The organism is Ectobacillus antri, from assembly GCF_003852715.1.
Lineage (GTDB): Bacteria > Bacillota > Bacilli > Bacillales > Bacillaceae_G > Ectobacillus > Ectobacillus antri.
On the sequence record NZ_RIAV01000028.1, the window covers coordinates 1 to 24,292 of the forward strand.

Sequence of the window (24,292 nt, forward strand, 5' to 3'; positions counted from 1 at the left end):
CCCCGCAAGAGAGGCTTGTGGACCACCTGTGCGAAGAAAAGAAAGGTTAGGTGCCCCGCAAGAGAGCGTTGTGGACCACCAGAGAGAAGAAAAGAGGAGTTAGGTGTCCCGCAAGAGAGCGTTGTGGACCACCAGAGAGAAGAAAAGAGGAGTTAGGTATCCCGCAAGAGAGGCTTGTGGACCACCAGAGAGAAGAAAAGAGAGGTTAGGTGTCCCGCAAGAGAGGCTTGTGGACCACCAGAGAGAAGAAAAGAGGAGTTAGGTGTCCCGCAAGAGAGGCTTGTGGACCACCAGAGAGAAGAAAAGAGGAGTTAGGTGTCCCGCAAGAGAGCGTTGTGGACCACCTGCGTGAAGAAAAGAAAGGTTAGGTGCCCCGCAAGAGAGCCTCCCGGACCATGAGAGATTAGGTGTTTGTGTTGAAATTATTCTCAATTGTAACATGTAAGGTGAACACTTCAATTGCAATCTTCATAGTAAAGAGGTCGAGACAAAACCTTTTGTCTCGACCTCTCTACTATTTCATAGAAGATTATAATACGTATGTGCGCAGTGCGTGAGCGACGCCGCTCTCGTTATTTGATAGAGTGACTGCATCGCAAATCTCTTTCACCTTGTCTTCCGCGTTGCCCATCGCGATAGAAAAGCCAGCCGCTTCTAGCATAGGGACATCATTAAAATTATCGCCCATCGCAATTGTGTTTTCTAGCGGAATGTTATAATGCTGTGCCATAACGCGCAGGCCATTACCTTTATGACCATTTTCATGCATGATCTCTAAGTTAGTTGGTGCAGAGGCGGTAACCATAAGACCCGGCTTTTTCATGTGATTAAGAAGTTGTTCGCGCTGGGTGCTATGCAGCGTTAAAATAAAGAACTTCTCAACTTCAATATCCCCCTGCAGCAATTCATTTATATCATCATAAAACTGAACGATGTTTGATTGTAATTGATGCTCTGTAATGCGTTCAATTTCCGTTAATGTAAAGTGATGATGAGAGTCGCCGTTCTCAAAAGCGCGCATTACTTTTTCCTTCCAATCGCGCGGCACAAAAATACCTTTACTTGTATACAGCTTATAAGGAACATCATTGCTTTGTAATAGATCAGAAATGTCTGTAACCGTTTGTCTCGGGATATAGGCGGCATGTAATACTTTATCGTCCACATATACAACGGCTCCGTTGCTCGCGCCAATCGGGCATTGTAAATGATATCGCTTTGTAAATTGTAAAATATCGCTTTTTGCACGGCCCGAACAAATCATGACAATGTGGCCAGCAGCCTCCACTTCTTGTATCGCGGCTAAGTTCTCAGCAGAAATCTCCAGTTTTTCGGATAATAGCGTTCCATCCATATCAATTGCGATTAACTTCACGTATATCACACTCCTTAGTACCTATCATACATGAATGTGCATTTCTCTCAAACAGTTTATCTCCAAATGGTGTATGTATCCGTTTTCTGCGGCGTATTAGTTGCATATAGACTTCATTTCGAAGATGATGTAGGTATTGCAATACAACTGTTTGAGGGAGGTTATAGCTATACGGAAGAGAGGGGATGACATATGGAACAAACAAAAGGAAAAGTGAGACCAAATTTAACAGAGGGTCCTATTGCAAAAACGTTGTTTTTCTTTTCTTTACCAATCTTGATGGGAAACGTGTTGCAGTCATTAAACGGCTCCATCAACTCTATTTGGGTTGGTAAGTTTCTAGGAGAACAAGCGTTGGCAGCTACATCCAACGCACATATTATTTTATTTTTCCTGTTAAGCTCTATTTTTGGAATTGGGATGGCAGCGACGATTTTAGTGGGCCAAAGGGTTGGAGCTGGTGACGTACCCGGTGCGAAACAAGTGGTAGGAACGAGTGCGTTGTTCTTCGCGTTGTTGTCTATTATCGTCGGGGCATTCGGTTTTGTTTTTTCTTCATTTATTTTAGATCTAATGAACACACCTGCTGATGTGAAGCCGCTTGCGGTTACCTATACAAAAATTATCTTTGCTGGTGTGCCGTTTATGTTTATTTACAACTATGTGATGACCATTTTACGAGGATCTGGCGACTCTAAAACACCATTTTATTTTTTAATTGTATCGGTTGTTCTGGATATTGTTTTAAACCCGGTTCTCATATTTGGATGGGGTCCTTTCCCAAAAATGGACATTGCGGGCTCTGCGTTTGCTACGTTTATTGCCCAGTTCATTAGTTTGGCTGCGCTACTAATTTACTTGTATAAAAAAGAATATTTTCTACGCATCAAGAGGTCAGAACTGCATCTGCTTCGTGCGGATTGGGTGATTTTAAAGTCGCTCATTCAAAAAGGAATTCCAATGGGGCTGCAGATGATGGTGGTTTCTTCAAGTGTACTCGGTCTGTTTAATATTATTAATACATACGGATCTGAGGCTGCGGCTGCATTTGGTGCTGCTTCACAGCTATCAAATTATGTCCAAATGCCGGCCATGGCTATTGGTGGTGCTGTTACGTCTATGGCTGCACAAAACATTGGTGCCGGTCTGTGGGATCGAGTGCACCGGATTACGTGGATTGGTGTTATGTTCAATGTAATTCTAACAGGAGCTATTGTAGGTATCATCCATATCTTTAATCGCGAGGCACTACTGCTGTTTTTACCAGCGACAGGGCAAGCGGTTGATATCGGGATTCAGATAAATAATGTAACGTTGTGGTCATTTATTCTATTTGGCATTATGTTTGTAGTTGGCGGTGTCGTTCGTTCAACAGGTGCTGTTATGGTACCTTTGCTTATTACATTCATCGTTCTTTGGGTTATACGTACGCCGCTCGCATATTATCTTGGTAAAGCCTACGGGCTCGATGCGCTTTGGTGGAGCTTCCCAATTAGCTTTGTGATAGCTGTAGTAGGCAATGTCTTGTACTACTTGTTTGGAAATTGGAAAGAAGTGAAAATGGTACGAGGCTAATGCATAGAGAACAAGCAAGGTGTGTTTCAAGCCTTGCTTTTTTATACATCTAAAAATCTATATTTTTGGTTTGATGGCAATCAAAATATATGATACAGATAAAGAAAAGTGATAGGTCGTATGAGAAAATGAGGAAAAGGTATTATGGTAATAGCTATTGCATCACTTGCGGTTATGGGCTGCGGTAAGCCAGTATACGCTGTGCAGAAAGAAGAAGCAAAAATTCCAAGGACGATTGAGGATATTTTAGTAAATATAGGATAATCTCTGCTAGAGAACTTCAAAAGCAAGCAACCGTGGATGAGTTAGTGAAGGATTTACAAGACCTTAACGTGCACGGTTTATCCAATGAAGAGAAAATCCACTTAAAGCCAGAGTATGAATGTAGGCTCTATGAAGGAAGTCGATAAGAATCCATATTTCAAAGAAAATTACAATTTACAAATTTTACTTAATACGAGCGATAAGTTTGACACGTACAGTGATGAGCTGTATAAAAAGCTTGAGAAGGAAAGTCAACAAAAAACAGAGCAAGTAGACCAACAAATGAATGGAGCGTCGAATTAAATGATTTTTCGAATGAGAGATGTCGGATTTGAAACAGAAACAGAATACGGTACATTGCAGGTTGCGGGAAACAGTGAATACGGATTTCGCCCGTATCAGCTCATGGCAGCTTCTATCGCTGTTTGTAGCGGCGGCGTTATGCGTACAATCTTGGACAAGAAGCGCATTTCGTATGAAGATATCACAATGGAAGCTCATATAGAGCGCAATGAGAAAGAAGCCAATCGCATTACGAAAATTGCAGTACATTTTACAATTAAAGCTGATATCAGTGAAGAACAAATGCATAAAGTCATGGAGCTGACAACAAAAAACTGTTCAATGGTCCAATCTGTAAAAGATAGTATTGAAATTGTAGAGACGTTTCAAATCGTGAAGTAGAAAAAGCGGAGCCTATAAGAGCTCCGCTGTTTACTCATACACTTTCTTTTCTTGGCAATATAAACGAACGATATGCTCTGTCGAACTGTATAGGTCGTGTGTGATGCGGATAATATGAAAGTTACGCTTCTCATACTCAAACTGCATGAAAATCTGCTCGTGTTCTTTAAATACCCAGTCACTTTCAAATTGTGTAATCATTGTCCCATTTTTAGTGTAGATTTGATACTTCATGATACCCTCCTCGTATCCGCTTCAGTATATGTTCCTTTTAAATTTTAACATTTAAAAAAAGCGATATAAAGAAATATTCTACAAACCAACATAGAAAAAGGAAGATTATTTACGGGAGTGAGTATATATAGCTTGTATTTGTGTAAATTTTCCTTTCTTGTTTTGTTGAAGTGGAATATTCTCCTCGATTAATAAGAATTCTACTTAAATTATTTCTATGCTTAAGAAGGAATTGAGAGAAATTTGTAGAAATGTATAATTTGTATCTGTGTGCCTTTTTTTTGAAAACTCTAAACTATATTTGTAAGCGCTTTCTGATTGGGTGCAGATACTAGAAAACATACAATACTAGGGGGATGGAAGCATGAAAAAACAATCTATCGAAGCTGTAAGTAAACAAGTAGAAGATTTTTTCCCGGTACGTGATGTTGATTATTTAGAAATGTATGTAGGTAATGCAAAGCAAGCGTGTCATTATTTCACAACTGCATTTGGATTTAAACCAGTAGCATATTCTGGACTTGAGACAGGAAATCGTGAGCGTGTTTCGTATGTCCTACAGCAGCGTAATATGCGTCTTGTCTTATCAGGGTCTCTTGGCGAAAATCATAAAATTGCTGAGTTCGTAAAAAAACACGGAGATGGCGTAAAAGACGTAGCTCTTCTTGTAGATGATTTAGATAAAGCCTATACAGAAGCTGTAGAGCGCGGTGCCATAGCAATTGAGCCACCTGTAGCGTTAACAGATGAAAACGGCACAATTAAAAAAGCGGTAATTGCTACGTATGGTGATACAGTTCATACATTAATTGAGCGTAAAGACTATAAAGGTGTGTTCATGCCTGGATATCAACCAATTGAGTTATCTATCCCATTTGAAGAAACAGGGTTAATTGGTGTAGACCATGTTGTTGGTAATGTAGAAAACATGGAGGAATGGGTTAGCTATTATGAGAATGTTATGGGCTTTAAACAAATGATTCACTTTGATGATGATGATATTAGCACAGAGTATTCGGCACTTATGTCTAAAGTTATGACAAACGGAAGCCGTATTAAGTTTCCAATTAATGAGCCTGCTGAAGGAAAACGTAAATCGCAAATTCAAGAATACCTAGAGTTCTATAACGGTGCAGGTGTACAGCATTTGGCTCTTTTAACAAATGACATTATTAAGACAGTGTCTGCTTTGCGTGCAAACGGAGTTGAATTCTTAGAAACACCGGATTCTTATTATGAAGAGTTAACAGAGCGTGTTGGAAAGATAGATGAAGAGATTGATAAATTAAAAGAGCTGAAAGTATTAGTGGATCGTGATGACGAAGGCTATTTGCTGCAAATCTTCACGAAGCCGATCGTAGACCGTCCAACGCTATTTATCGAAATTATCCAGCGCAAAGGCTCTAGAGGATTTGGGGAAGGAAACTTTAAAGCATTATTTGAAGCAATTGAGCGCGAGCAAGAGCGCCGCGGAAATCTGTAAGGTGCCCTATGAATATTGAACCGAATACGTTAGCATGGCAGGATGCCTATAAGCTGTTAATTGGTTCTGTGTTGCCCCGACCGATTGCATTTGTATCAACAGTAAGCAGAGCTGGCGAGGCTAACCTTGCACCGTTCAGCTTCTTTACTGGCATTTGTGCAGACCCAATGCTGGTTTGCTTTGCGCCGATGGTACGAGGTAGTGATGGCGGGAAAAAGGACACACTGCGCAATATTGAGGATACACAAGAATTTGTCATTAATATTGTTGGCGAAAAGCTCGCGCAGCAGATGAATGATACGGCGATTGAATATGGATCTGATGTGGATGAGTTTGAAACCGTCGGGCTCACAAAAGAACCTTCACAAAAGATACAAGTCCCGCGTGTAAAAGAAAGCGATGTGCATTTAGAATGTGTTGTGGAGCGAATTTTGCATTTTGGAGAGCATGCAGGCGCGGGAAGTTTGGTAATTGGGAAAGTGGTTCTTGTGCACGTTCGTGATGAATTGTATAAAGACGGCAAGATTATTACGGAATTGCTGCAGCCAATCGGTCGCCTCGCCGGTCAAATGTATACAAAAGCACTCGCTGATACGTTTGTGCTGGAGAGGAAAACAATCCCGCAAAAGGCTGGGGAAACCTTATGAAGTTTGTGACGTTTATAAATCCGTCCGGAGAGATGCGAGCCGGTTGGTTACATGAAGATCGTGTAGTTGATATGGAAATAGCCGGCTCTGGTCGGCTTCCTTCTCAAATGCTGGATTTTTTAGCGCATGCCAATGAGTATATGCAAGTAATCGCAGAGCTTCCCGTTTCACCTACATATCACGTATCAGAGGTTACGCTTTGTGCGCCTCTGCCGAATCCGGGAAGCATTCGTGACTTTTATGCATTTGAGGAGCATGTAAAAACAGCGCGAGGACGCCGCGGGTTATCGGTTGTATCTGAGTGGTATGATGTACCTGTCTTTTATTTTACAAATCATCGGGCCGTACTTGGACCGGAAGATGAAGTTGTGAGACCGTTGCATTCTAAAAAGCTGGATTACGAGCTGGAGATTGCGTGCATTATTGGCAAACAGGGACGAGATATAACGGTAGCAGAAGCAGATGACTATATCTTTGGTTATTGCATCTTAAATGATTGGAGTGCTCGTGATTTACAGATGCAGGAGGTACAAGTCGGACTTGGACCTGCCAAGGGGAAGGATTTTGCGACATCTTTAGGACCTTATATCGTCACAAAGGATGAGCTAGAGAGATATAGACAGGGAGATCGTTATAACCTAACCATGACGGCACGTGTGAACGGTGAAGAGTTATCACGAGGTAATTTCCAAGATATTCATTATACATTTATGGAAATGATTGCCCGTGCTTCTGCAGATGTGACTCTGTATCCTGGAGATGTCATCGGGTCCGGTACAGTGGGAACAGGATGTATATTAGAGCACGGAACAGAGAGATGGCTGCAACCAGGAGATGTGGTTGAGCTTGAAGTCACGGGCCTTGGCGTACTTCGTAATACAGTGAAAAAGGGGGGAAAGGATGTACTATCGTCAAATGGGTAAGCTGCCTCATAAAAGGCATGTTCAATTTCGTAAAGAGGACGGCTCCCTTTATCGAGAGCAAGTAATGGGAACAAAAGGATTTTCCGGAACGCAATCCATTTTATATCACGAGCATATGCCGACTGCGGTGATAGAAACGCGCGTGGAGCGTTCTTGTGAGATGCAATATGAAGAAAATGGTGCACTGGCGCATCGTCACTTTAGAACGAAAGTATATAGAGAAACAGGAGATGCCGTGAACGGAAGACACTTTTTGCTGGGGAATGCCGATTTGCTAATTGGTGTTGTCAACCCCACAGACAGTATGGAGTATTTTTATCGTAATGGAGACGGAGATGAGATGCTGTTTGTGCATCACGGAAGCGGAAAAATTGAAACAATGTTCGGCACCATCACGTACCGAAGCGGTGATTATGTAATTATCCCGATTGGAACGATTTATCGCGTAATCCCGGATGCTGGGGAATCCAAGTTTTTGGTGGTTGAGGCAAACAGTCAAATTACAACGCCACGACGCTATCGGAACGAATACGGACAATTGCTAGAACACAGTCCGTTTTGTGAGCGCGACATCCGCGGTCCAGAGCAGCTTGAAACCCATAATGAATCTGGTGCGTTTATTGTGCTTACAAAATCACGCGGGATTCTGCATCGTCATGTGCTCGGACATCATCCTCTAGATGTTGTCGGTTGGGATGGTTATTTGTATCCATGGGTATTCAATATTGAAGACTTCGAGCCAATTACAGGGCGTATTCACCAGCCGCCTCCTGTACATCAAACGTTTGAAGGCCATAATTTTGTCATTTGCTCATTTGTGCCTCGTTTATATGACTATCATCCTGAAGCCATTCCAGCACCGTATTATCACAGCAATGTCAACAGCGATGAAGTATTGTATTATGTGAAAGGCAACTTTATGAGCCGTAAAGGGGTAGAGGAAGAATCCATTACCTTGCATCCAAGCGGAATTCCGCACGGACCGCATCCAGGCAAAACGGAAGCGAGCATTGGAAAGAAGGAAACCATTGAGCTTGCGGTTATGATTGATACATTCCGTCCATTGCAGGTGCTGTCACATGCCAAGGATATTGAAGACGAGAATTACATGTATAGCTGGATATGAGAGGAAGGGGCTGGCTCAAAAGCCCCTTTTTGATAAAATTTAACCGAAGTATGTGAAATAGATCACCTCTGAAACCCTTGATTTTACTGGGTTTTCACTGGTGTTCTATTTTTTCATGTTACCTCAGATAGGAGCTTTTGGGTCAGCCCTTTTTGAGTTAGATTAAGAAATGACAACGTTTTGGCAGGTTGCCCAATTCCAGTAGGTAGATATTTCTATATTTTGTTTAGGTGGAAATATCTGAAAATTATGCTAAAATGGTATGGGTATTTTAGCTATACAAATTTAATCTTTAATAGGAGTACAACATGAAGAAAACTTTTTTAGAGTTAAAAGCAATGGACCGCAATGTGTGGATTCGGTTTTTGGGTGAAACGTTGAATGGCATCGCATTTATGATGCTTATGCCGTTTTTTGCATTATATTTAAAAGATAAAGTAGACTCTTTGGTGCAGGTTGGTGTTGTAATGGCACTATCACCGATTGCAGCAAGTATAGGTTCTATCATTGGTGGACGTATCGCTGACTTGTACGGCCGGAAGCCGATTATGATTTTCTCTATGGTGAGCAATGGAATTGTGATGCTCGGATTCTTATTTTTTGATAGTTTTATGATGTACGCAGTGCTTTCCGTATTGATGGGACTGTGTAATTCCTTGTTTCACCCGGCTGCATCGGCTATGGTGGCGGACGTGACCGAACCGGAAAAACGTACAGAAGCGTACGGACTGTTGCGAATGGGACATAATATCGGGGCAGCAATTGGTCCAATTTTGGGCGCTTCGATTGTCGTACTTTCTAAGGATGTTATCTTTATTACGGCTGCTGCTAGCTTATTGTTTTATGCAGTACTTGTGGCAGTGTTTATTCGCGAGACGATGCCGACACAAACGGAAGAGAAGAAGGAAAACAATGAAAAAGGGGCTTGGAAAGTAATACTTGCCGATCGCGCTCTTATGATTTATCTGCTAGCAGGTATTGTCATTTCCATGGGGTTTTCGCAAACCGAGGGGATGCTACCGCTGCATTTTGATAATGAAATGAAGCATATTTTTGGAACAAATAATCCATTTCCATATTTACTAGCTCTGAACGGAACGATGGTTGTATTGTTTCAGTTTCCCATTTCTAAATGGGCGTCTGATAAACCAGTAGGGCGCATGATGCTGTACGGTGCAGTACTATTCGGAGTCGGTTTGCTTGCAATCGGATGGCTACCAAAATGGTTTGGTGCACAAGAAAGTGAAGCTTGGCTTGTTATGAGTGTGATGTTCCTTGTTTATGCCGTTTACACGCTTGGTGAAATGGTAATGTCACCTGTACAAATGACATTTGTGGCAAATTTGGCACCTGAAGAATTACGCGGTACGTATATGGGAGCGGCAAGTCTGCAATGGATATGCGGCGGCGCGCTTGGACCATTGCTAGGTGGTTTTTTGCTCGATCAATTACTCGGTCATGTGTTATTCAGCTTGCTGGGAATCGGGTGCTTAGTGGCGGGTATCGTATATATCTCATTGGATCGTATGACAGAAAAGAAAGAAGAAAAGCAAAGTGGTATATCACTTTGACAGTAGGCCCGTAACCTAATACGGGCTTATTACATATACTTGAAACAAACGGTTATTTTATAGGGGGCGGCGCGGGATTACAGTGGATGCCCAAGAAATGCCTGTACGTAGTAAAACAATATGTATAGAGAAAGATATTCTTGCGCGGGGTGCGTAAGTTTTCTATCTCTATATAATGGGGATTCAATCTGCTGGATTGGTAAAAAGAGCGCCTGCATATTTTCGTAAAAGGTGCTACAATGAGAACGATGAAAAAATCAGTAAGGTGGTTTTCATATGAAAATTAAGTTAGGTTTATTATATGGTGGTAAATCTGCGGAGCACCAAGTTTCCTTGCAAACGGCACTCGCGGTAAATAAAGCGTTAGACCGTACAAAATTCGATGTATATCCTATTTATATTACAGAACAAGGTCAATGGATTAAAGGAGAGCGTTTAGAGGGGCCAGTAGAAAATGTAGCAGCACTGCAAATGAAGGCTGATGCAGTTTCGCCACTTGTTTTAAGCAAAGAAATGGTACCTGCTGAAGCTGCGGAAGAAACGATTGATGTGGTATTTCCTTTGTTGCACGGACCGAACGGGGAAGATGGAACTGTACAAGGTATGCTAGAGTTAATGAATATTCCATACGTAGGAAACGGCGTATTGGCATCTGCGGCAGGCATGGATAAAGTTATTATGAAAAATATTTTTGCACAAGCAGGCCTTCCGCAAGCGAACTATACATGGTTTGTACGTCGCGAATGGGAAAAGGATCGCACGGCAGCATACGAAAAGGTTGAAAAAGAACTAGGCTATCCTTGCTTTGTGAAGCCAGCTAACTTAGGATCCAGTGTAGGGATTAACAAATGTAAAAACCGTGAAGAACTAGAAGCGGCCTTTGAAGAAGCATTCCAATTTGATCGTAAAATTATCATCGAAGAAAACATTGTCGGTCGTGAAATTGAAATCGGTGTGCTTGGCAATGATGAGCCAAGATGCTCAGTAGTTGGTGAAATTGTTCCGAAGAAAGAATTTTATGATTATAAAGCAAAATATATGGACGGCGATACAGGTCTAATCATTCCGGCAGAAATTACAGCTGCGGAATATGAAATGATTCATGATTATGCAATCCGTGCTTTTAAGGCATTGGACGGTGCTGGTTTAACACGTGCCGACTTTTTCCTTACAAAAGAAGGGCAAGTGTATATCAATGAAGTAAACACAATGCCAGGCTTTACGCCGTTTAGTATGTTCCCACTTTTATGGCAGCATGCGGGTGTTTCTTATCCTGAGTTGATTCAAGAGCTAGTTCGTTTGGCGATTGAGCGTCACGAAGAAAAGCAAACGATTAAGTATACAATGTAAATACTAAAGAAGCGCTATTCGTATGAATAGTGCTTCTTGCGTACGAGGAGGGTTTTTTATGATAAAACGAACATTGGCACAGGTGCAACAGATGGTAGGTGGGAACGGATTAGAAGTAAGATACAATGAGGTATTTATTCAAGGTGTGTCCATTGACTCACGTCGTATCGAGCAAGGAAACTTATATATTCCTATTCAAGGGGAGCGTTTTGACGGTCATACCTTTACAGCAGGTGCTATTAATAACGGTGCTGCCGCTGTACTTTGGCAAAGAGATGTAGCAAACCCACCGACTGACGTTCCGGTCATTTATGTAGATGACACACTTGTAGCGCTTCAAAAATTGTCACAGTCGTATCGAAACGAGCTAGATGTAAAAGTAATCGGTATTACGGGTAGCAATGGAAAAACGTCCGCCAAAGATATTTTGACAGGCTTGCTTGCGACTACCTTTAAGGTACAAAAAACAGAAGGAAACTATAACAATCACATTGGTATGCCACTTACTATTCTTCGCCTAGAAGAAGATACAGAAATGGCTGTTTTAGAGATGGGGATGTCTGGCTTTGGAGAAATCTCCTTTTTATCAAACTTAGCGCGCCCGGATGCAGCTATCATTACAAACATCGGCGAATCGCATTTGATGGAGCTTGGCTCTCGCGACGGTATTGCACAAGCAAAGCTTGAGATTACAGAAGGACTGCAGGGTGGCATTTTTGTTTATAACGGTGATGAGCCATTGCTTACAAACCGCGTAAGTACCATGACAATCAATGGCAAGCTCGTAACGTTTGGGGAACGTGCTACAAATGATTATTACCCACTTCATATTGACATGAGAGCAGACGGCACTGCTTTTCGTATGAACCGCGCAGATGAGACGTTTTTTTTAAAAGCACTCGGTAAGCATAATGTGTATAACGCGTTAGCTTGTATGGCTGTTGCGGCATTTTTCGGTGTACCTTGGGAGCGTATGCAGCAAGGGCTTGCGAAATTGCAGCTAACAGGGATGCGCATGGAGGTAACAAAAAAAGAAAATGGACTGACTATTATCAACGATGCATATAACGCAAGTCCGACTTCTATGCGAGCAGCTTTGGCATTTTGCAAGGAACTGAGTGGTTATCGTAAAAAAGTACTTGTGCTTGGCGATATGTTGGAACTCGGTGATTATGAGGAACAATTTCATTATGAAGTAGGCCAGGAGATTGATCTGCAAACAGCGGATTTTGTTTTTACTTATGGTACATTGGGTGCACAGATTGCTAGGGGAGCTGCAGAAAATATAGGAAAAGAGCGTGTCAAGCAATATGATGATAAGCGCATGCTCGCAGAAAGACTAAAGCAAGTGTTAACGGGAGACGATATTGTCTTACTTAAAGCTTCTAGAGGGATAAAGTTGGAAGAAGTTCTCAACTACCTATAATTATAAAGAAGCGTTTACAAAAAATATTAAGCATATTCGGTAAGAAAAAAGGGCTTTCAGGATAAAATAAGTAAAAGATGGCGTTTGCTTTTTCGCTTCATAAAACTTATAATGATAAAAGTACAACAGAACGTATTTCCAGTATTTCTCTTTCAAATACTTCGATCTGCAGCGAAAGAGTTTGACTTTGCGCAAGCAAGGGCATTTTCCGTTTGGAGAATGCCTTTTTGAGTGGATAGCTACAGTGAGACCTCCTACGAAACACATCTTCGTGAACGGGGGCCTCTCGCGTGCCGCCAGATGAGGCGGACTTGGAACCCGAACAACTTCTCTATCCCCATCGGAAATACACCATAATCGTATGAACATGTTTTTTATATATGATTTTGCATGAAACGGCATGTTTCATACAAAGCGTCTGTTTTATTTTAGACAGTTGGATATGTCAATTGTCTCGTCAAGCGCCAAGAAAGCTTTCTTTGCAAAGAAATTGCACTGACAATTTGCGAAGGTAAATTCTTTGTTTCAGCCCAAGCAAGGACGAGTCACAGAAAGTGCGCAAGTGTTAGTACAGGAATCATGCATTCCAAAGGGCTAGTTTTGATTAGAAAAGGAGCATTAACATTGACAACATTTAGAGAACTAGGATTAGATGAGCAGCTTCTAAACTCTGTAGAAAAGATGGGGTTTGAAGAAGCAACGCCTATTCAGGCACAAACAATCCCTGTTGCGTTAGAAGGACATGATATTATCGGTCAAGCGCAAACAGGTACAGGTAAAACAGCTGCGTTCGGCTTGCCTTTAATTCAAAAAGTAAACACAAAGAATGACAGCATTCAAGGGATCGTTATCGCACCAACTCGTGAGCTTGCGATTCAAGTATCTGAGGAATTATACAAAATTGGTTTCCATAAACGCGTGCGTATTTTACCAATCTACGGTGGACAAGACATTAACCGTCAAATTCGTGCGTTAAAGAAAAACCCGCATATTATTGTAGGTACACCAGGTCGTATCCTTGACCATATCAATCGTAAAACATTGCGCCTTCAAAACGTTGAAACAGTTGTACTGGACGAGGCAGACGAAATGCTAAACATGGGCTTTATTGAAGACATTGAAGCTATTCTAACGGATGTGCCTGAAGAGCATCAAACATTATTATTCTCCGCTACAATGCCTGACCCAATTCGTCGCATTGCGGAGCGTTTCATGCAAGAACCAAAGCACATTAAAGTAAAAGCAAAAGAAGTAACAATGCCGAACATTCAACAGTTCTATATTGAAATGCAAGAGAAGAAAAAGTTTGATATCTTAACTCGTCTATTAGATATTCAATCTCCTGAGCTTGCGATTATTTTTGGTCGTACAAAGCGTCGTGTTGACGAGTTATCCGAAGCATTAAACCTCCGCGGTTATGCAGCAGAAGGTATTCACGGTGACTTGTCACAAGCGAAGCGTCTTTCTGTTTTGAGAAAGTTCAAAGAAGGTTCTATTGAAGTTCTTGTTGCAACAGATGTGGCAGCGCGTGGTTTAGATATTTCTGGCGTTACACACGTATATAACTTTGATATTCCGCAAGATCCGGAATCTTATGTTCACCGTATTGGCCGTACAGGTCGTGCAGGTAAAACAGGTTTGGCGATGTTGTTCGTAACACCACGTGAAATTGGTCAATTGAAAAATATTGAGCGTACAACAAACCGTAAAATTGATCGCATGAAGCCACCAACTTTGGATGAGGCTTTAGAAAAACAACAGCGTTTAATTGCTGAAAAGCTATCAAGCATTATTGAAGCAGGCGAAAACTTGTCTTACTACAAGCGCATGGCAGAAGAGCTACTGGAAGAGCATGAGTCTGTAGAGCTAGTAGCAGCAGCGTTAAAAGCAATGACAAAAGAGCCGGATAGCACGCCTATTAAGCTTACAGATGAGCCGCCGGTTGTTGTAAGAGATCGCAATCGTGGTAGAAACGACCGCAATCGCAGCCGCGGTGGAGAGCGTGATCGCGATCGCAACCGTAACCGTAAAGGTGGCCCTCGTAAAGAGTACAGCGGTCAAAAAAGCCGTAACGAAAACCGCGGTGACAACCGTGGCCGTAGCCGCAAGCCATCTGCAACAAACTAATGATGACAAGCAGTCCTATATAGGGCTGCTTTTTCTTTTGCGCATGCACACGTCTTTATTCAGGCAGACTAAAGAGAAACTGGCAGAAATGAGGAACTAGTATGTTGGTCAGACTTGGCTATGTAGCAATGAGTGTGCATTTACAAAATGCGTCTCCTTCTCAAACCATGACATTTTCGCAGTTTCAACGGATTCCAAATCGTGAGGCCGCCATTAGAAAGCTAGAGCGGATTGCGAATGCAAATTTAGAAAGCTGCGCACGACTGCTAAAGCATAATCATGGTCATGACATCGATTTCTTTCGGTTTAGCTCAAAGCTGATTCCCCTCGCCAATCATGACGAGCTGCCGGAATGGGACTATATTGCACCGCTCCGGGAAAAATTGAATGAAATTGGTGAATATGTACAAAAGTACGATATGCGGGTCGATTTTCACCCTGATCACTTTGTTGTATTAAACTCAGAACAGGAAGATATTTTAAAGCAATCCTTAAAAACGTTACGGATGCACTGGCGTCTTCTTAAGGGGATGAAGATACATCCAAAACATAGATGTGTGCTTCATGTAGGCGGTGCCTATGGCGACAAAGAAAGTGCACTCGAGCAATTTATTCAAAATTGGGGGAAAATCCCGACTGCATTGCAAGATATGTTGATGCTGGAGAATGATGATACAACTTTTACGATGTACGAAACATTATATTTAGGCGAAAAGCTAGCCATTCCAGTAGTGTTTGACTATCATCATCACTTGGTAAATCATGGAGGAGGAAATTGGGCGGAGCATTGGTCTCGTGTTGTAGATACGTGGTCAAACTCTCCATTACCTTTAAAGATGCATATTTCAAGCCCGCGCGATGAAAAGGATGTACGAGCACATGCTGACTATATTGATCCAGATATGTTTTTTACCTTTTTAAAGGAAGTCAAGGGTAGTGTGAAGCAGATAGACTGCATGATAGAAGCGAAGAAAAAGGATGATGCGTTGTTTCGCCTGATGTGTGATGTTAAGAGACGAGAAGATGTGGAGATTGTGAACGGAAGCAGTTTTTACTTAAAATAATACGATTTTTGCCGTAGGCCTTACTCATCATATATGATAGAGTCAGTATGATAAAAGAGGTGTACGTATGATCGTCGGAACCGGTATTGATATTATTGAATTAGCAAGAATTGAAAAATTGCTGGAGCAGCCCAAGTTTTTGGAGCGAATTTTAACAGAACGAGAGAAACATAAGGCGGCCCATCTAAGTGGTCAGCGTAAGGTAGAATTTGTAGCCGGTCGGTTTGCTGCGAAAGAAGCGTATGCAAAGGCTGTTGGGACGGGAATTGGCAAAGAAGTTAGCTTTTTAGACATTGAAATTTTAAATGATGAAAAAGGAAAACCGGTTTGTGTTGCGCCTTCTTCTCATATCATTCATGTATCCATTAGTCATAGTCGTGATTTTGCGGTAGCACAAGTGATTTTAGAAAGCTCGTCAAGCTAGTCTGCATATTCCGAAACCTTGTCTCATATATTTCAGTAGCGGCAGGGGAGATTTCCGCTCACTTATGAGGAAAAAGGGGTTGAGGAATTGAAAAAGTGGTTATTGGCAGTGCTATTTGGACTATTTACAATGTTAGCTTTGACCGGCTGTGTGGAAAAGGGCAAGGATGATATCGTAAAAGATCTTGATGCAAAAGTAAAAAGCATGAAAGGATACGAAGCGGAAGCAAAATTGTCCATTAAAACGGGTACAGAAGTACAAGAATATGACGTGGATATATGGCATAGCAAACCAAGTTTTTATCGCGTGAGCTTAAAAAATGCAAAGCGCGATCAAAGTCAAATTATTTTACGTAATACAGACGGTGTATTTGTACTTACGCCAGCTTTAAACAAAAGCTTTCGTTTCCAAAGTGACTGGCCACAAAACAGCAGTCAATCGTATTTGTACGAGTCTTTAGTAAGAGATATTATTAAAGACAAAGAAGCTACCTTTAAAAGTACAGATAAGAACTATGTATTTTCTACGAAAACGAACTATCAAAATCATAACATGATTCCAAAACAAGAAATTACGTTGGATAAGAAAAACTTGGCGCCTGTTAGTGTCAAATTGCTTGATAGTGATAGCAATGTACTTGTAGAAGTTGCCTTTTCTAAAATGAAATTTGATGCGAAATTTGATAAAGGTGCTTTTGACATGAAGAAAAACATGAGCGGGGCACAGATGGAAGTACCAACCGTAGCGAAGGAAAATAAGCCGTTTGCAGTGCTGTATCCAACTGAATTACCAGAAGGTATGAAGATGAAGGAAGAGAAAGAGCTGCAAACAAGCAATGGTAAGCGTGTGATTGTCACGTATGGTGACAGTAAGAAGTCATTGACTCTCATCCAAGAAAAAGCAAAGGCTTCACCAACAAGTGATCCAATCAGCGTAAGTGGCGAACCAGTAGATTTGGGCTTTGCAGTCGGTGTATTAACAGAGAATGGTGTTACATGGTCGCACGAAGGAGTAGAGTATACATTAGCATCCAAAGGCTTAGAGCAGCATGAAATTTTGTCAGTTGCTCGCTCTATTTATGAAAAAGCTGAAAAGTAATAACAAAAACGCGACGAAATCCGTCGCGTTTTTTAGTGATATGCTCTGCTATGTATAAGTGATAACAAGCTTTTCCAACATAACAGCAACAGAAGAGTGAAGGGTAAGGGGGGGTGTAATTTTACCAGTTACAGGAGGCTTTTAGGCTCTCATCGCAGTTGTTTATTGCTCAATCATCTTTTCTGTTTAAGACGCTTTGTATCTTTTGGTATACAACTAGCTTACATTTTATTGCTAGATGTTGACAATAGCCAGCGGCAGGACAATAATCAAACATAGACGCAACAATAAGAATATATCAGAATAAGCAGTGCATATCGTATAAGGAAGTGTTTTTTATGAGTAGATCTTTTTATCGAGACACATGGGTAGAAGTAGATTTGGACGCTATTTCCCACAATGTGCAGTGCGCGCGCAAATACATCCCAGATGCTGAATTGATTGCGGTGGTAAAAGCGAATGCGTACGGTCATGGGGATGCCCCTGTAGCGAGGGCAGCACTAGATGCAGGTGCTTCACGGTTAGCTGTTGCTTTCTTGGACGAAGCTATTTCTTTACGTGAAGCAGGTATTGACGCTCCTATTTTAGTGCTTGGTGCGACCAGACCTGAAGATGTTAACCTTGCAGCTGCGCATCGTATTGCCTTAACCGTGTTTCAACAGGACTGGATTGAGCAAGCTAAGCAGTTTTGGAGTTCTGAAGATGTATTGCAATTACACTTGAAGCTTGATAGTGGAATGGGTAGAGTAGGCATTCGTACAGAAGAAGAATTAAGTGCTTGTATACAAAGCTTGCAATCTGCTCCTTATTTTGATTTGGAAGGTGTATTTACGCATTTTGCGACGGCGGATGAACTAGACACATCTTATTTCGTCAAGCAGAAAGAACGTTTTGAAAATCAGATAAATTGGTTAACAAAGCATCATATAAACCCACGTCTGATCCATTGCTCAAATAGTGCCGCAGCACTTCGCTTTCCGGAATGTCGATTTAATGCTGTGCGCATTGGCATTGCTATGTATGGTTTAACGCCGTCTCCTGAAATACGTCATCTACTGCCTTATCCGTTACAAGAAGCATTTTCATTTCATAGTAAGCTTGTTCATGTGAAGAGAATTGAATCTGGCGAAAGCGTCAGCTATGGTGCTACTTACACTACTGAGAAGGATGAATGGATTGGTACAGTTCCAGTTGGGTATGCAGACGGATGGATTCGAAAGCTGCAAGGATTTGAAGTGTTGGTCGACGGTGTGCGTGTGCCAATTGTAGGAAGGGTTTGTATGGACCAAATGATGATTCGTCTCCCTTATGACATGCCGATCGGAACACAAGTAACTTTAATCGGTAGACAAAAAGAAGAAAATGTAAGTGTCGACGATGTGGCTAGCTATTTGGATACAATTAATTATGAAGTTCCTTGTATGGTAAACTTTCGTGTGCCAAGAGTATTTAGACAGAATGGAAAGATTGTAGAGATTGAAAATTTATTAACCAAGCAATAAATATGTATGATTCATGTGCTCTTGGAAAAGATAAACAAGTAATCAGGAAGTCTTTGCAACGGCAGGGATACAATGGTATGATTAAATTGGATGTTTATATATAAAATGGTGTTTGTAGTTGATGTTGGAGGTGTATCTTTGTGTCCGAATCGAGCGTAACAACAGAGATTGTGATTCGCTTGCCGAAGCAAATCATATCTGAATTAGACGGGATTGTACAACGTGAGAATTGTAATCGGAATGAGTTGATTTGCGAGGCAGCCAAAATGTTTTTGCGACAGCACAAAACGAAAAAGAAGTATCAGCATGATTCCATCAGACGCGGATATATTGAAATGGGAGAGATCAATCTAAATATTGCCTCTGAATCCTTCTTAGCGGAGTATGAAGCAGCTCATACGGTAGAACGCTTAGTTAGCGGGGGGTAAATCCTTTGATCGTAAAACGCGGTGACGTGTATTTTGCAGACCTTTCTCCAGTTGTTGGTTCTGAGCAAGGCGGGGTTCGCCCTGTGCTCGTGATACAAAATGATATTGGAAACCGATTTAGTCCGACTGTGATTGTTGCTGCCATTACAGCGCAAATTCAAAAGGCTAAATTACCTACGCATGTGGAGATTGATGCTAAGCGCTATGGCTTTGAAAGGGATTCTGTTATTTTGTTAGAGCAAATTCGTACCATTGACAAACAGCGTTTAACCGATAAAATTACTCACTTAGATGACGGCATGATGCATCGAGTGGATGAAGCTTTACAAATTAGTTTAGGACTTATAGATTTTTAACATGTCGAAAAAGCTGCTCGTAAAGAGCGGCTTTTTTGTTAGGGAGGTATAATTGTGGAAGAAAGCGTGAAGAAACAGCTTATCAAAGCGGTTGCACAAGAGTTTAATTTTAATCCCAAGTACGTACATAACATCGTGGAATTAACAGAAGAGGGAAATACACTTCCGTTCATCGCTCGTTATCGCAAAGAAGCTACGGGTTCTATGGATGAGGTGCAAATTCGTTCTGTACTTGAAAAATGGCAGTACGGAGTCCAGCTACATCATAGAAAAGAAGAAGTACTTCGTTTAATTGAAGAAAAAGGAAAGTTGACAGAAGAGCTACAACGTCAAATTGAACAAGCTATGAAACTGCAAGAAGTAGAAGATTTATATCGTCCCTATAAAGAAAAAAGGCGCACAAAGGCAACTGTAGCAAAAGAGAAGGGATTAGAACCTTTGGCTACATGGATGCTAGGCTTACCTGCAAAAGGCGATGTAAAACAAGAAGCCCAAAAATTTATTACAGAAGATGTTGTGAGCATTGAAGATGTATTGCAAGGTACGAAAGATATTATGGCAGAAATCATTTCTGATTATGCAGCATATCGTAAATGGATTCGTGATGTAACATTTCGTAAAGGTAGTATTGTAGCCGCTGTAAAAGATGCTGAAAAAGATGAGAAAAACGTATATGAGATGTACTACGAATATAGCGAAATGATTCAGAAGGCGGCTCCTCACCGCGTTCTAGCTATGAACAGAGGCGAAAAGGAGGACGTACTTAGAATAGGGATTGTACCTCCTGTAGAAGAAATCCTGCAATACTTACAGAAAAAAGTACTTGTTAGACCCACTATAGCAGCTTCCTACATACAAGAAGCGATTGAAGATAGCTACAAGCGTTTGATTCAGCCTTCTATTGAGCGTGAAATTCGAAAAGAGCTTACCGAAAAAGCGGAGGCGCAAGCTATACATATCTTCTCGGAGAACCTGAGGAATTTACTGCTGCAGCCACCGATGAAGGGAAAGCGTGTGTTAGGTGTAGATCCTGCTTATCGGACAGGTTGTAAATTGGCAGTTGTAGATGATACAGGAAAAGTGTTGGACATTGCGGTTATTTATCCGCATCCGCCAAAGGCAAAGCCAGTTGAAGCTCGCGAGACATTTGTATCTATGCTCGACAAGCACGCAATTGAGGTTGTAGCTATCGGTAATGGTACGGCGTCGCGTGAAACGGAACAGTTTGTAGCGGACATATTAAAGCAAAAGAAAGACATTTTCTATATTATTGTAAATGAGGCCGGTGCAAGCGTATATTCAGCTTCTGATTTGGCCCGTGAGGAATTTCCGGATTTACAGGTAGAGGAGCGCAGTGCTATTTCAATTGCAAGGCGTTTACAAGACCCGCTAGCGGAACTTGTAAAAATTGACCCGAAGTCCGTCGGTGTCGGACAATACCAGCATGATGTATCGCAAAAAGAATTAAATGATTCTTTGACGTTTGTTGTAGAAACGGCAGTAAACCAAGTTGGTGTAAATGTAAATACAGCATCAGCATCTTTATTGCAATATGTAGCGGGACTTTCTAAAACAGTTGCCAAAAATATTGTGAAGTATCGAGAAGAAAATGGTAAATTTTACAGCCGTTCCGAGCTGAAGAAGATTCCGCGTCTTGGTGCTAAAACATATGAGCAATGCGTTGGCTTTTTACGAGTACCAGGTAGCGAAAATCCACTAGATGCAACAGCTATACATCCAGAGCGCTATAAAGAAGTAGAAAATCTCCTACAGGAGCTTGGTTTTACAAAGGTGGATGTAGGTACCGAACCATTAAAGCGAGTACTAGAGGCAACGGATATAAAAGTACTTGCTGAAAAAACAGGGATTGGTGAACCAACCTTGCAAGATATTATAGATGCTTTGATGCGTCCGGAGCGCGATTTACGTGATGAATTGCCAAAGCCACTTCTAAAAAAAGATGTTTTGCAGCTGGAAGATTTGAAGCGTGGTATGGAATTAGAGGGCACGGTACGAAATGTTGTTGATTTCGGTGCGTTTGTAGATATCGGTGTCAAACAGGATGGCCTCGTTCATATCTCCAAGCTCAGCAATCGTTTTGTAAAGCATCCGCTGGACGTTGTGTCTGTAGGACAAATTGTGCAGGTTTGGGTAGAAGGTGTTGATGAGAAAAAAGGAAGAGTAGCATTATCTATGGTACCAATTGGTTAAGAGGGTAATTAAAAGCCCTCTTTTTTTAGTCTTTTATAATAAAACCAGCACTCATTGAGTAGCTTAATTTGATAACGGTTTTTCTCGTAATATGCTTTTTGAATCTGTTTTCTCATCCAAGTTGGCATGGACAAACCCTCCTTTGTCGGTATACGATAATTACGAATAGTCTATGCACGGGACAAATGTGGAGTGAAAGGATGAATGCGATTTGGATGAATTACAGCTACAAAAGGTAACGGAAGACATTTCGCTTCGTTATTTTCAGAAGCCATTTCAGCACCGAGCCGTGTTTAATAACCGCTTAAAAACGACAGGTGGAAGGTATTTGCTGCAAACACATAACATTGAATTAAATCCGCATTATTACGAAGCTTTTGGAAAAGAGGAGTTAATAGCAGTTATTAAGCATGAATTATGTCATTATCATCTTCATCTAGAGGGGAAGGGATACAAGCATAGAGATGCTGACTTTCGGAATTTAATGCAGAAAGTAGGGGCGCCTCGTTTTTGCAAAGTTATTCCCGGCAAGACTGGGCGTAGAAGTCAAAAGCTATACACATACGAATGTAGCTCTTGTCATTTACGTTATCAAAGAAAACGAAAAGTAGACATAATGCGTTATGTATGTGGGAAATGTAAAGGTAGGCTTATAAGTGTATAAAAAAGTGTTGACAGTCTGTCTTAAATTCAGTATATTATAAACGTGTCACCTAGTAAGGACAGTGAAATTTATTCCGCAATAGCTCAGCGGTAGAGCACGAACGAATATGCATCACTGCATATTCATCAGTGTACTGACCGAGCCTCTTCTTGCGTCGACTTCCTGAGGTCAGGACGATCGGCTGTTACAAGAAGTGATGTTGCAGATCTAATTGATTATTCCGCAATAGCTCAGCGGTAGAGCAATCGGCTGTTAACCGATAGGTCGTAGGTTCGAATCCTACTTGCGGAGCCATACAGAGAAGTACCCAAGTGGCTCAAGGGGCTCCCCTGCTAAGGGAGTAGATCGCGATAGCGGTGCGAGGGTTCGAATCCCTTCTTCTCTGCCATGGCCCGTTGGTCAAGTGGTTAAGACACCGCCCTTTCACGGCGGTAACACGGGTTCGAATCCCGTACGGGTCATATGGAGGATTAGCTCAGCTGGGAGAGCATCTGCCTTACAAGCAGAGGGTCGGCGGTTCGAGCCCGTCATCCTCCACCATTTAAGGTCCCGTGGTGTAGCGGTTAACATGCCTGCCTGTCACGCAGGAGATCGCCGGTTCGATCCCGGTCGGGACCGCCATTTAAACTACTGCCGTCAAGCAGTTGTTTTTTATTGTTTAAAGTGGTATACTATCTCTTATCTGTTTTAGGATTATCCTAATATAAATGAGATTGTCGATGATGCATAGTTGTTTTTCATGTAGCTAGTCAAAGTATCAAAAACGGAAACAAACAAAAGTCATCTTGTGATACTGCTTTAAGTAGCAGCTTTAAAGTATATTCACAAAAAATTTTCGATGGGCTATCGCCAAGCGGTAAGGCAACGGACTTTGACTCCGTCATTCGTTGGTTCGAATCCAGCTAGCCCAGCCATTATTATAAACCATTAGCTCAGTCGGTAGAGCACGATCGAATACGCTTCGTAGCATCATAGCTACAGTGCACTCATCGAGCCGCTGCTTGACTTAGCTTTCTGAGATGAGGGTGTCGTTTTCAAAGTGATAAACTTGTAACGAACGCTTTCATTATTATGAGCCATTAGCTCAGTCGGTAGAGCATCTGACTTTTAATCAGAGGGTCGAAGGTTCGAGTCCTTCATGGCTCACATTTTGCGGATGTGGCGGAATTGGCAGACGCACCAGACTTAGGATCTGGCGCCTTCGGCGTGGGGGTTCGAGTCCCTTCATCCGCACCATTTTATGCGGTCGTGGCGGAACGGCAGACGCGCTAGGTTGAGGGCCTAGTGGGAGCAATCCCGTGGAGGTTCAAGTCCTCTCGGCCGCACTTAAAAGTTTTTGAAAAAAGGGCTTGATTCTATGTGAAATGTATGGTATATTAATCAAGTCGCCAAAAACGACAATCTTAATAATGTGCGCCCGTAGCTCAATTGGATAGAGCATCTGACTACGGATCAGAAGGTTATGGGTTCGAATCCTTTCGGGCGCGTTTTACGGGAAGTGGCTCAGCTTGGTAGAGCACCTGGTTTGGGACCAGGGGGTCGCAGGTTCAAATCCTGTCTTCCCGACCATGCGGGTGTAGTTTAATGGTAGAACTTCAGCCTTCCAAGCTGATAGCGTGGGTTCGATTCCCATCACCCGCTTTAGTTCTTTGAAAACTGAACGAAGTACAAAACGTCAACATTTATTTTAGCTAGACAAACACTTTTATGGAGAGTTTGATCCTGGCTCAGGATGAACGCTGGCGGCGTGCCTAATACAT

General features: G+C 41.8%; 22 protein-coding genes and 12 tRNA genes. 31 read left to right on the forward strand and 3 right to left on the reverse strand.

Annotation, left to right across the window (positions count from 1 at the left end):
- Nucleotides 1-529: 529 nt before the first annotated feature.
- Nucleotides 530-1,375, reverse strand: a complete 846-nt coding sequence (locus EEJ45_RS16365; protein ID WP_124565865.1) for a Cof-type HAD-IIB family hydrolase — start codon at nucleotides 1,373-1,375, stop codon at nucleotides 530-532.
- Nucleotides 1,376-1,567: 192 nt separating this feature from the next.
- On the opposite strand from EEJ45_RS16365, the gene EEJ45_RS16370 reads away from it, so the two are divergent.
- The 3 genes from EEJ45_RS16370 to EEJ45_RS16375 all read left to right on the forward strand — a co-directional run bounded on the left by EEJ45_RS16370 (nucleotide 1,568) and on the right by EEJ45_RS16375 (nucleotide 3,898).
- Entirely contained in the window at nucleotides 1,568-2,950 is a 1,383-nt protein-coding gene (locus EEJ45_RS16370; protein WP_124565866.1) for an MATE family efflux transporter, read from the forward strand.
- 393 nt (nucleotides 2,951-3,343) lie between these two features.
- Complete coding sequence (locus EEJ45_RS18510; protein WP_164464316.1) at nucleotides 3,344-3,517, forward strand: hypothetical protein; 174 nt, start codon at nucleotides 3,344-3,346, stop codon at nucleotides 3,515-3,517.
- A complete protein-coding gene (locus tag EEJ45_RS16375; RefSeq protein WP_124565867.1) occupies nucleotides 3,518-3,898 on the forward strand; it encodes an OsmC family protein in 381 nt (126 codons plus the stop codon).
- 30 nt (nucleotides 3,899-3,928) lie between these two features.
- Here EEJ45_RS16375 and EEJ45_RS16380 read toward each other — a convergent pair whose 3' ends face one another.
- The gene (locus EEJ45_RS16380) at nucleotides 3,929-4,132 is read right to left on the reverse strand and encodes a hypothetical protein (RefSeq protein ID WP_124565868.1); all 204 of its coding nucleotides are present in this window, start codon (nucleotides 4,130-4,132) and stop codon (nucleotides 3,929-3,931) included.
- Nucleotides 4,133-4,496: 364 nt separating this feature from the next.
- On the opposite strand from EEJ45_RS16380, the gene hppD reads away from it, so the two are divergent.
- From hppD to EEJ45_RS16455, 15 genes are all read left to right on the forward strand, one after another.
- Nucleotides 4,497-5,615, forward strand: coding sequence for a 4-hydroxyphenylpyruvate dioxygenase (gene hppD, locus EEJ45_RS16385; RefSeq protein ID WP_124565869.1), 1,119 nt, complete (start codon nucleotides 4,497-4,499; stop codon nucleotides 5,613-5,615).
- Nucleotides 5,616-5,623: 8 nt separating this feature from the next.
- Complete coding sequence (locus tag EEJ45_RS16390) at nucleotides 5,624-6,262, forward strand: flavin reductase family protein (protein ID WP_124565870.1); 639 nt, start codon at nucleotides 5,624-5,626, stop codon at nucleotides 6,260-6,262.
- Nucleotides 6,259-7,185, forward strand: a complete 927-nt coding sequence (locus EEJ45_RS16395; protein ID WP_124565871.1) for a fumarylacetoacetate hydrolase family protein — start codon at nucleotides 6,259-6,261, stop codon at nucleotides 7,183-7,185. The genes EEJ45_RS16390 and EEJ45_RS16395 overlap by 4 nt, the downstream gene beginning before the upstream one ends.
- Entirely contained in the window at nucleotides 7,163-8,311 is a 1,149-nt protein-coding gene (locus EEJ45_RS16400; RefSeq protein WP_124565872.1) for a homogentisate 1,2-dioxygenase, read from the forward strand. Before EEJ45_RS16395 ends, EEJ45_RS16400 begins: the two co-directional genes overlap by 23 nt.
- 308 nt (nucleotides 8,312-8,619) lie before the next feature.
- Nucleotides 8,620-9,882: an MDR family MFS transporter gene (locus EEJ45_RS16405; RefSeq protein ID WP_124565873.1), complete on the forward strand. Its 1,263-nt coding sequence runs from the start codon at nucleotides 8,620-8,622 to the stop codon at nucleotides 9,880-9,882.
- Between the two features lie 276 nt (nucleotides 9,883-10,158).
- Entirely contained in the window at nucleotides 10,159-11,232 is a 1,074-nt protein-coding gene (locus EEJ45_RS16410) for a D-alanine--D-alanine ligase (protein ID WP_124565874.1), read from the forward strand.
- A gap of 58 nt (nucleotides 11,233-11,290) precedes the next feature.
- Nucleotides 11,291-12,658: a UDP-N-acetylmuramoyl-tripeptide--D-alanyl-D-alanine ligase gene (locus tag EEJ45_RS16415; RefSeq protein WP_124565875.1), complete on the forward strand. Its 1,368-nt coding sequence runs from the start codon at nucleotides 11,291-11,293 to the stop codon at nucleotides 12,656-12,658.
- Between the two features lie 624 nt (nucleotides 12,659-13,282).
- Nucleotides 13,283-14,785, forward strand: coding sequence for a degradosome RNA helicase CshA (gene cshA, locus EEJ45_RS16420; RefSeq protein ID WP_124565876.1), 1,503 nt, complete (start codon nucleotides 13,283-13,285; stop codon nucleotides 14,783-14,785).
- A 101-nt stretch (nucleotides 14,786-14,886) separates the two neighbouring features.
- Nucleotides 14,887-15,849, forward strand: a complete 963-nt coding sequence (gene uvsE, locus EEJ45_RS16425; protein WP_124565877.1) for a UV DNA damage repair endonuclease UvsE — start codon at nucleotides 14,887-14,889, stop codon at nucleotides 15,847-15,849.
- 67 nt (nucleotides 15,850-15,916) lie between these two features.
- Nucleotides 15,917-16,273 carry a holo-ACP synthase gene (gene acpS, locus EEJ45_RS16430; protein WP_124565878.1) on the forward strand — a complete coding sequence of 119 codons (357 nt, stop codon included), beginning with the start codon at nucleotides 15,917-15,919 and terminating at the stop codon, nucleotides 16,271-16,273.
- A 150-nt stretch (nucleotides 16,274-16,423) separates the two neighbouring features.
- Nucleotides 16,424-17,371: a LolA family protein gene (locus tag EEJ45_RS16435; protein ID WP_124565885.1), complete on the forward strand. Its 948-nt coding sequence runs from the start codon at nucleotides 16,424-16,426 to the stop codon at nucleotides 17,369-17,371.
- A gap of 338 nt (nucleotides 17,372-17,709) precedes the next feature.
- Complete coding sequence (gene alr, locus EEJ45_RS16440; RefSeq protein ID WP_124565879.1) at nucleotides 17,710-18,873, forward strand: alanine racemase; 1,164 nt, start codon at nucleotides 17,710-17,712, stop codon at nucleotides 18,871-18,873.
- A gap of 140 nt (nucleotides 18,874-19,013) precedes the next feature.
- The gene (locus tag EEJ45_RS16445) at nucleotides 19,014-19,301 is read left to right on the forward strand and encodes a CopG family ribbon-helix-helix protein (RefSeq protein ID WP_124565880.1); all 288 of its coding nucleotides are present in this window, start codon (nucleotides 19,014-19,016) and stop codon (nucleotides 19,299-19,301) included.
- 5 nt (nucleotides 19,302-19,306) lie between these two features.
- The gene (gene ndoA / locus EEJ45_RS16450) at nucleotides 19,307-19,657 is read left to right on the forward strand and encodes a type II toxin-antitoxin system endoribonuclease NdoA (protein ID WP_124565881.1); all 351 of its coding nucleotides are present in this window, start codon (nucleotides 19,307-19,309) and stop codon (nucleotides 19,655-19,657) included.
- A 54-nt stretch (nucleotides 19,658-19,711) separates the two neighbouring features.
- Complete coding sequence (locus EEJ45_RS16455) at nucleotides 19,712-21,868, forward strand: Tex family protein (RefSeq protein WP_380017914.1); 2,157 nt, start codon at nucleotides 19,712-19,714, stop codon at nucleotides 21,866-21,868.
- Nucleotides 21,869-21,876: 8 nt separating this feature from the next.
- Here the strand turns inward: EEJ45_RS16455 and cmpA are convergent, their stop codons facing one another.
- Nucleotides 21,877-21,996, reverse strand: coding sequence for a cortex morphogenetic protein CmpA (gene cmpA, locus EEJ45_RS16460; RefSeq protein WP_124565883.1), 120 nt, complete (start codon nucleotides 21,994-21,996; stop codon nucleotides 21,877-21,879).
- Nucleotides 21,997-22,079: 83 nt separating this feature from the next.
- Between cmpA and EEJ45_RS16465 the strand changes: the two genes are divergently transcribed.
- The 13 genes from EEJ45_RS16465 to EEJ45_RS16525 all read left to right on the forward strand — a co-directional run bounded on the left by EEJ45_RS16465 (nucleotide 22,080) and on the right by EEJ45_RS16525 (nucleotide 24,173).
- Nucleotides 22,080-22,532 carry a SprT family protein gene (locus EEJ45_RS16465; RefSeq protein WP_124565884.1) on the forward strand — a complete coding sequence of 151 codons (453 nt, stop codon included), beginning with the start codon at nucleotides 22,080-22,082 and terminating at the stop codon, nucleotides 22,530-22,532.
- Between the two features lie 219 nt (nucleotides 22,533-22,751).
- Nucleotides 22,752-22,826: transfer RNA gene (locus tag EEJ45_RS16470), tRNA-Asn, on the forward strand.
- A gap of 3 nt (nucleotides 22,827-22,829) precedes the next feature.
- Nucleotides 22,830-22,920: transfer RNA gene (locus tag EEJ45_RS16475), tRNA-Ser, on the forward strand.
- A gap of 1 nt (nucleotide 22,921) precedes the next feature.
- Nucleotides 22,922-22,993: transfer RNA gene (locus tag EEJ45_RS16480), tRNA-Glu, on the forward strand.
- A gap of 3 nt (nucleotides 22,994-22,996) precedes the next feature.
- Nucleotides 22,997-23,072, forward strand: a tRNA-Val gene (locus EEJ45_RS16485).
- A 5-nt stretch (nucleotides 23,073-23,077) separates the two neighbouring features.
- Nucleotides 23,078-23,153, forward strand: a tRNA-Asp gene (locus EEJ45_RS16490).
- A gap of 218 nt (nucleotides 23,154-23,371) precedes the next feature.
- A tRNA-Gln gene (locus EEJ45_RS16495) sits at nucleotides 23,372-23,446 on the forward strand.
- A gap of 159 nt (nucleotides 23,447-23,605) precedes the next feature.
- Nucleotides 23,606-23,678, forward strand: a tRNA-Lys gene (locus EEJ45_RS16500).
- 6 nt (nucleotides 23,679-23,684) lie between these two features.
- Nucleotides 23,685-23,768: transfer RNA gene (locus tag EEJ45_RS16505), tRNA-Leu, on the forward strand.
- A 6-nt stretch (nucleotides 23,769-23,774) separates the two neighbouring features.
- Nucleotides 23,775-23,857: transfer RNA gene (locus EEJ45_RS16510), tRNA-Leu, on the forward strand.
- 88 nt (nucleotides 23,858-23,945) lie between these two features.
- Nucleotides 23,946-24,019, forward strand: a tRNA-Arg gene (locus EEJ45_RS16515).
- A 5-nt stretch (nucleotides 24,020-24,024) separates the two neighbouring features.
- Nucleotides 24,025-24,101: transfer RNA gene (locus tag EEJ45_RS16520), tRNA-Pro, on the forward strand.
- Between the two features lies 1 nt (nucleotide 24,102).
- Nucleotides 24,103-24,173, forward strand: a tRNA-Gly gene (locus EEJ45_RS16525).
- The last annotated feature ends 119 nt before the right edge of the window (nucleotides 24,174-24,292 follow it).

Coding starts and splice junctions, on each gene's coding strand:
- EEJ45_RS16370 (WP_124565866.1), top strand. CDS start 1,568: ATGGAACAAACAAAAGGAAAAGTGAGACCAAATTTAACAGAGGGTCCT.
- EEJ45_RS18510 (WP_164464316.1), top strand. CDS start 3,344: ATGAAGGAAGTCGATAAGAATCCATATTTCAAAGAAAATTACAATTTA.
- EEJ45_RS16375 (WP_124565867.1), top strand. CDS start 3,518: ATGATTTTTCGAATGAGAGATGTCGGATTTGAAACAGAAACAGAATAC.
- EEJ45_RS16380 (WP_124565868.1), bottom strand. CDS start 4,132: ATGAAGTATCAAATCTACACTAAAAATGGGACAATGATTACACAATTT.
- hppD (WP_124565869.1), top strand. CDS start 4,497: ATGAAAAAACAATCTATCGAAGCTGTAAGTAAACAAGTAGAAGATTTT.
- EEJ45_RS16390 (WP_124565870.1), top strand. CDS start 5,624: ATGAATATTGAACCGAATACGTTAGCATGGCAGGATGCCTATAAGCTG.
- EEJ45_RS16395 (WP_124565871.1), top strand. CDS start 6,259: ATGAAGTTTGTGACGTTTATAAATCCGTCCGGAGAGATGCGAGCCGGT.
- EEJ45_RS16400 (WP_124565872.1), top strand. CDS start 7,163: ATGTACTATCGTCAAATGGGTAAGCTGCCTCATAAAAGGCATGTTCAA.
- EEJ45_RS16405 (WP_124565873.1), top strand. CDS start 8,620: ATGAAGAAAACTTTTTTAGAGTTAAAAGCAATGGACCGCAATGTGTGG.
- EEJ45_RS16410 (WP_124565874.1), top strand. CDS start 10,159: ATGAAAATTAAGTTAGGTTTATTATATGGTGGTAAATCTGCGGAGCAC.
- EEJ45_RS16415 (WP_124565875.1), top strand. CDS start 11,291: ATGATAAAACGAACATTGGCACAGGTGCAACAGATGGTAGGTGGGAAC.
- uvsE (WP_124565877.1), top strand. CDS start 14,887: ATGTTGGTCAGACTTGGCTATGTAGCAATGAGTGTGCATTTACAAAAT.
- acpS (WP_124565878.1), top strand. CDS start 15,917: ATGATCGTCGGAACCGGTATTGATATTATTGAATTAGCAAGAATTGAA.
- alr (WP_124565879.1), top strand. CDS start 17,710: ATGAGTAGATCTTTTTATCGAGACACATGGGTAGAAGTAGATTTGGAC.
- cmpA (WP_124565883.1), bottom strand. CDS start 21,996: ATGCCAACTTGGATGAGAAAACAGATTCAAAAAGCATATTACGAGAAA.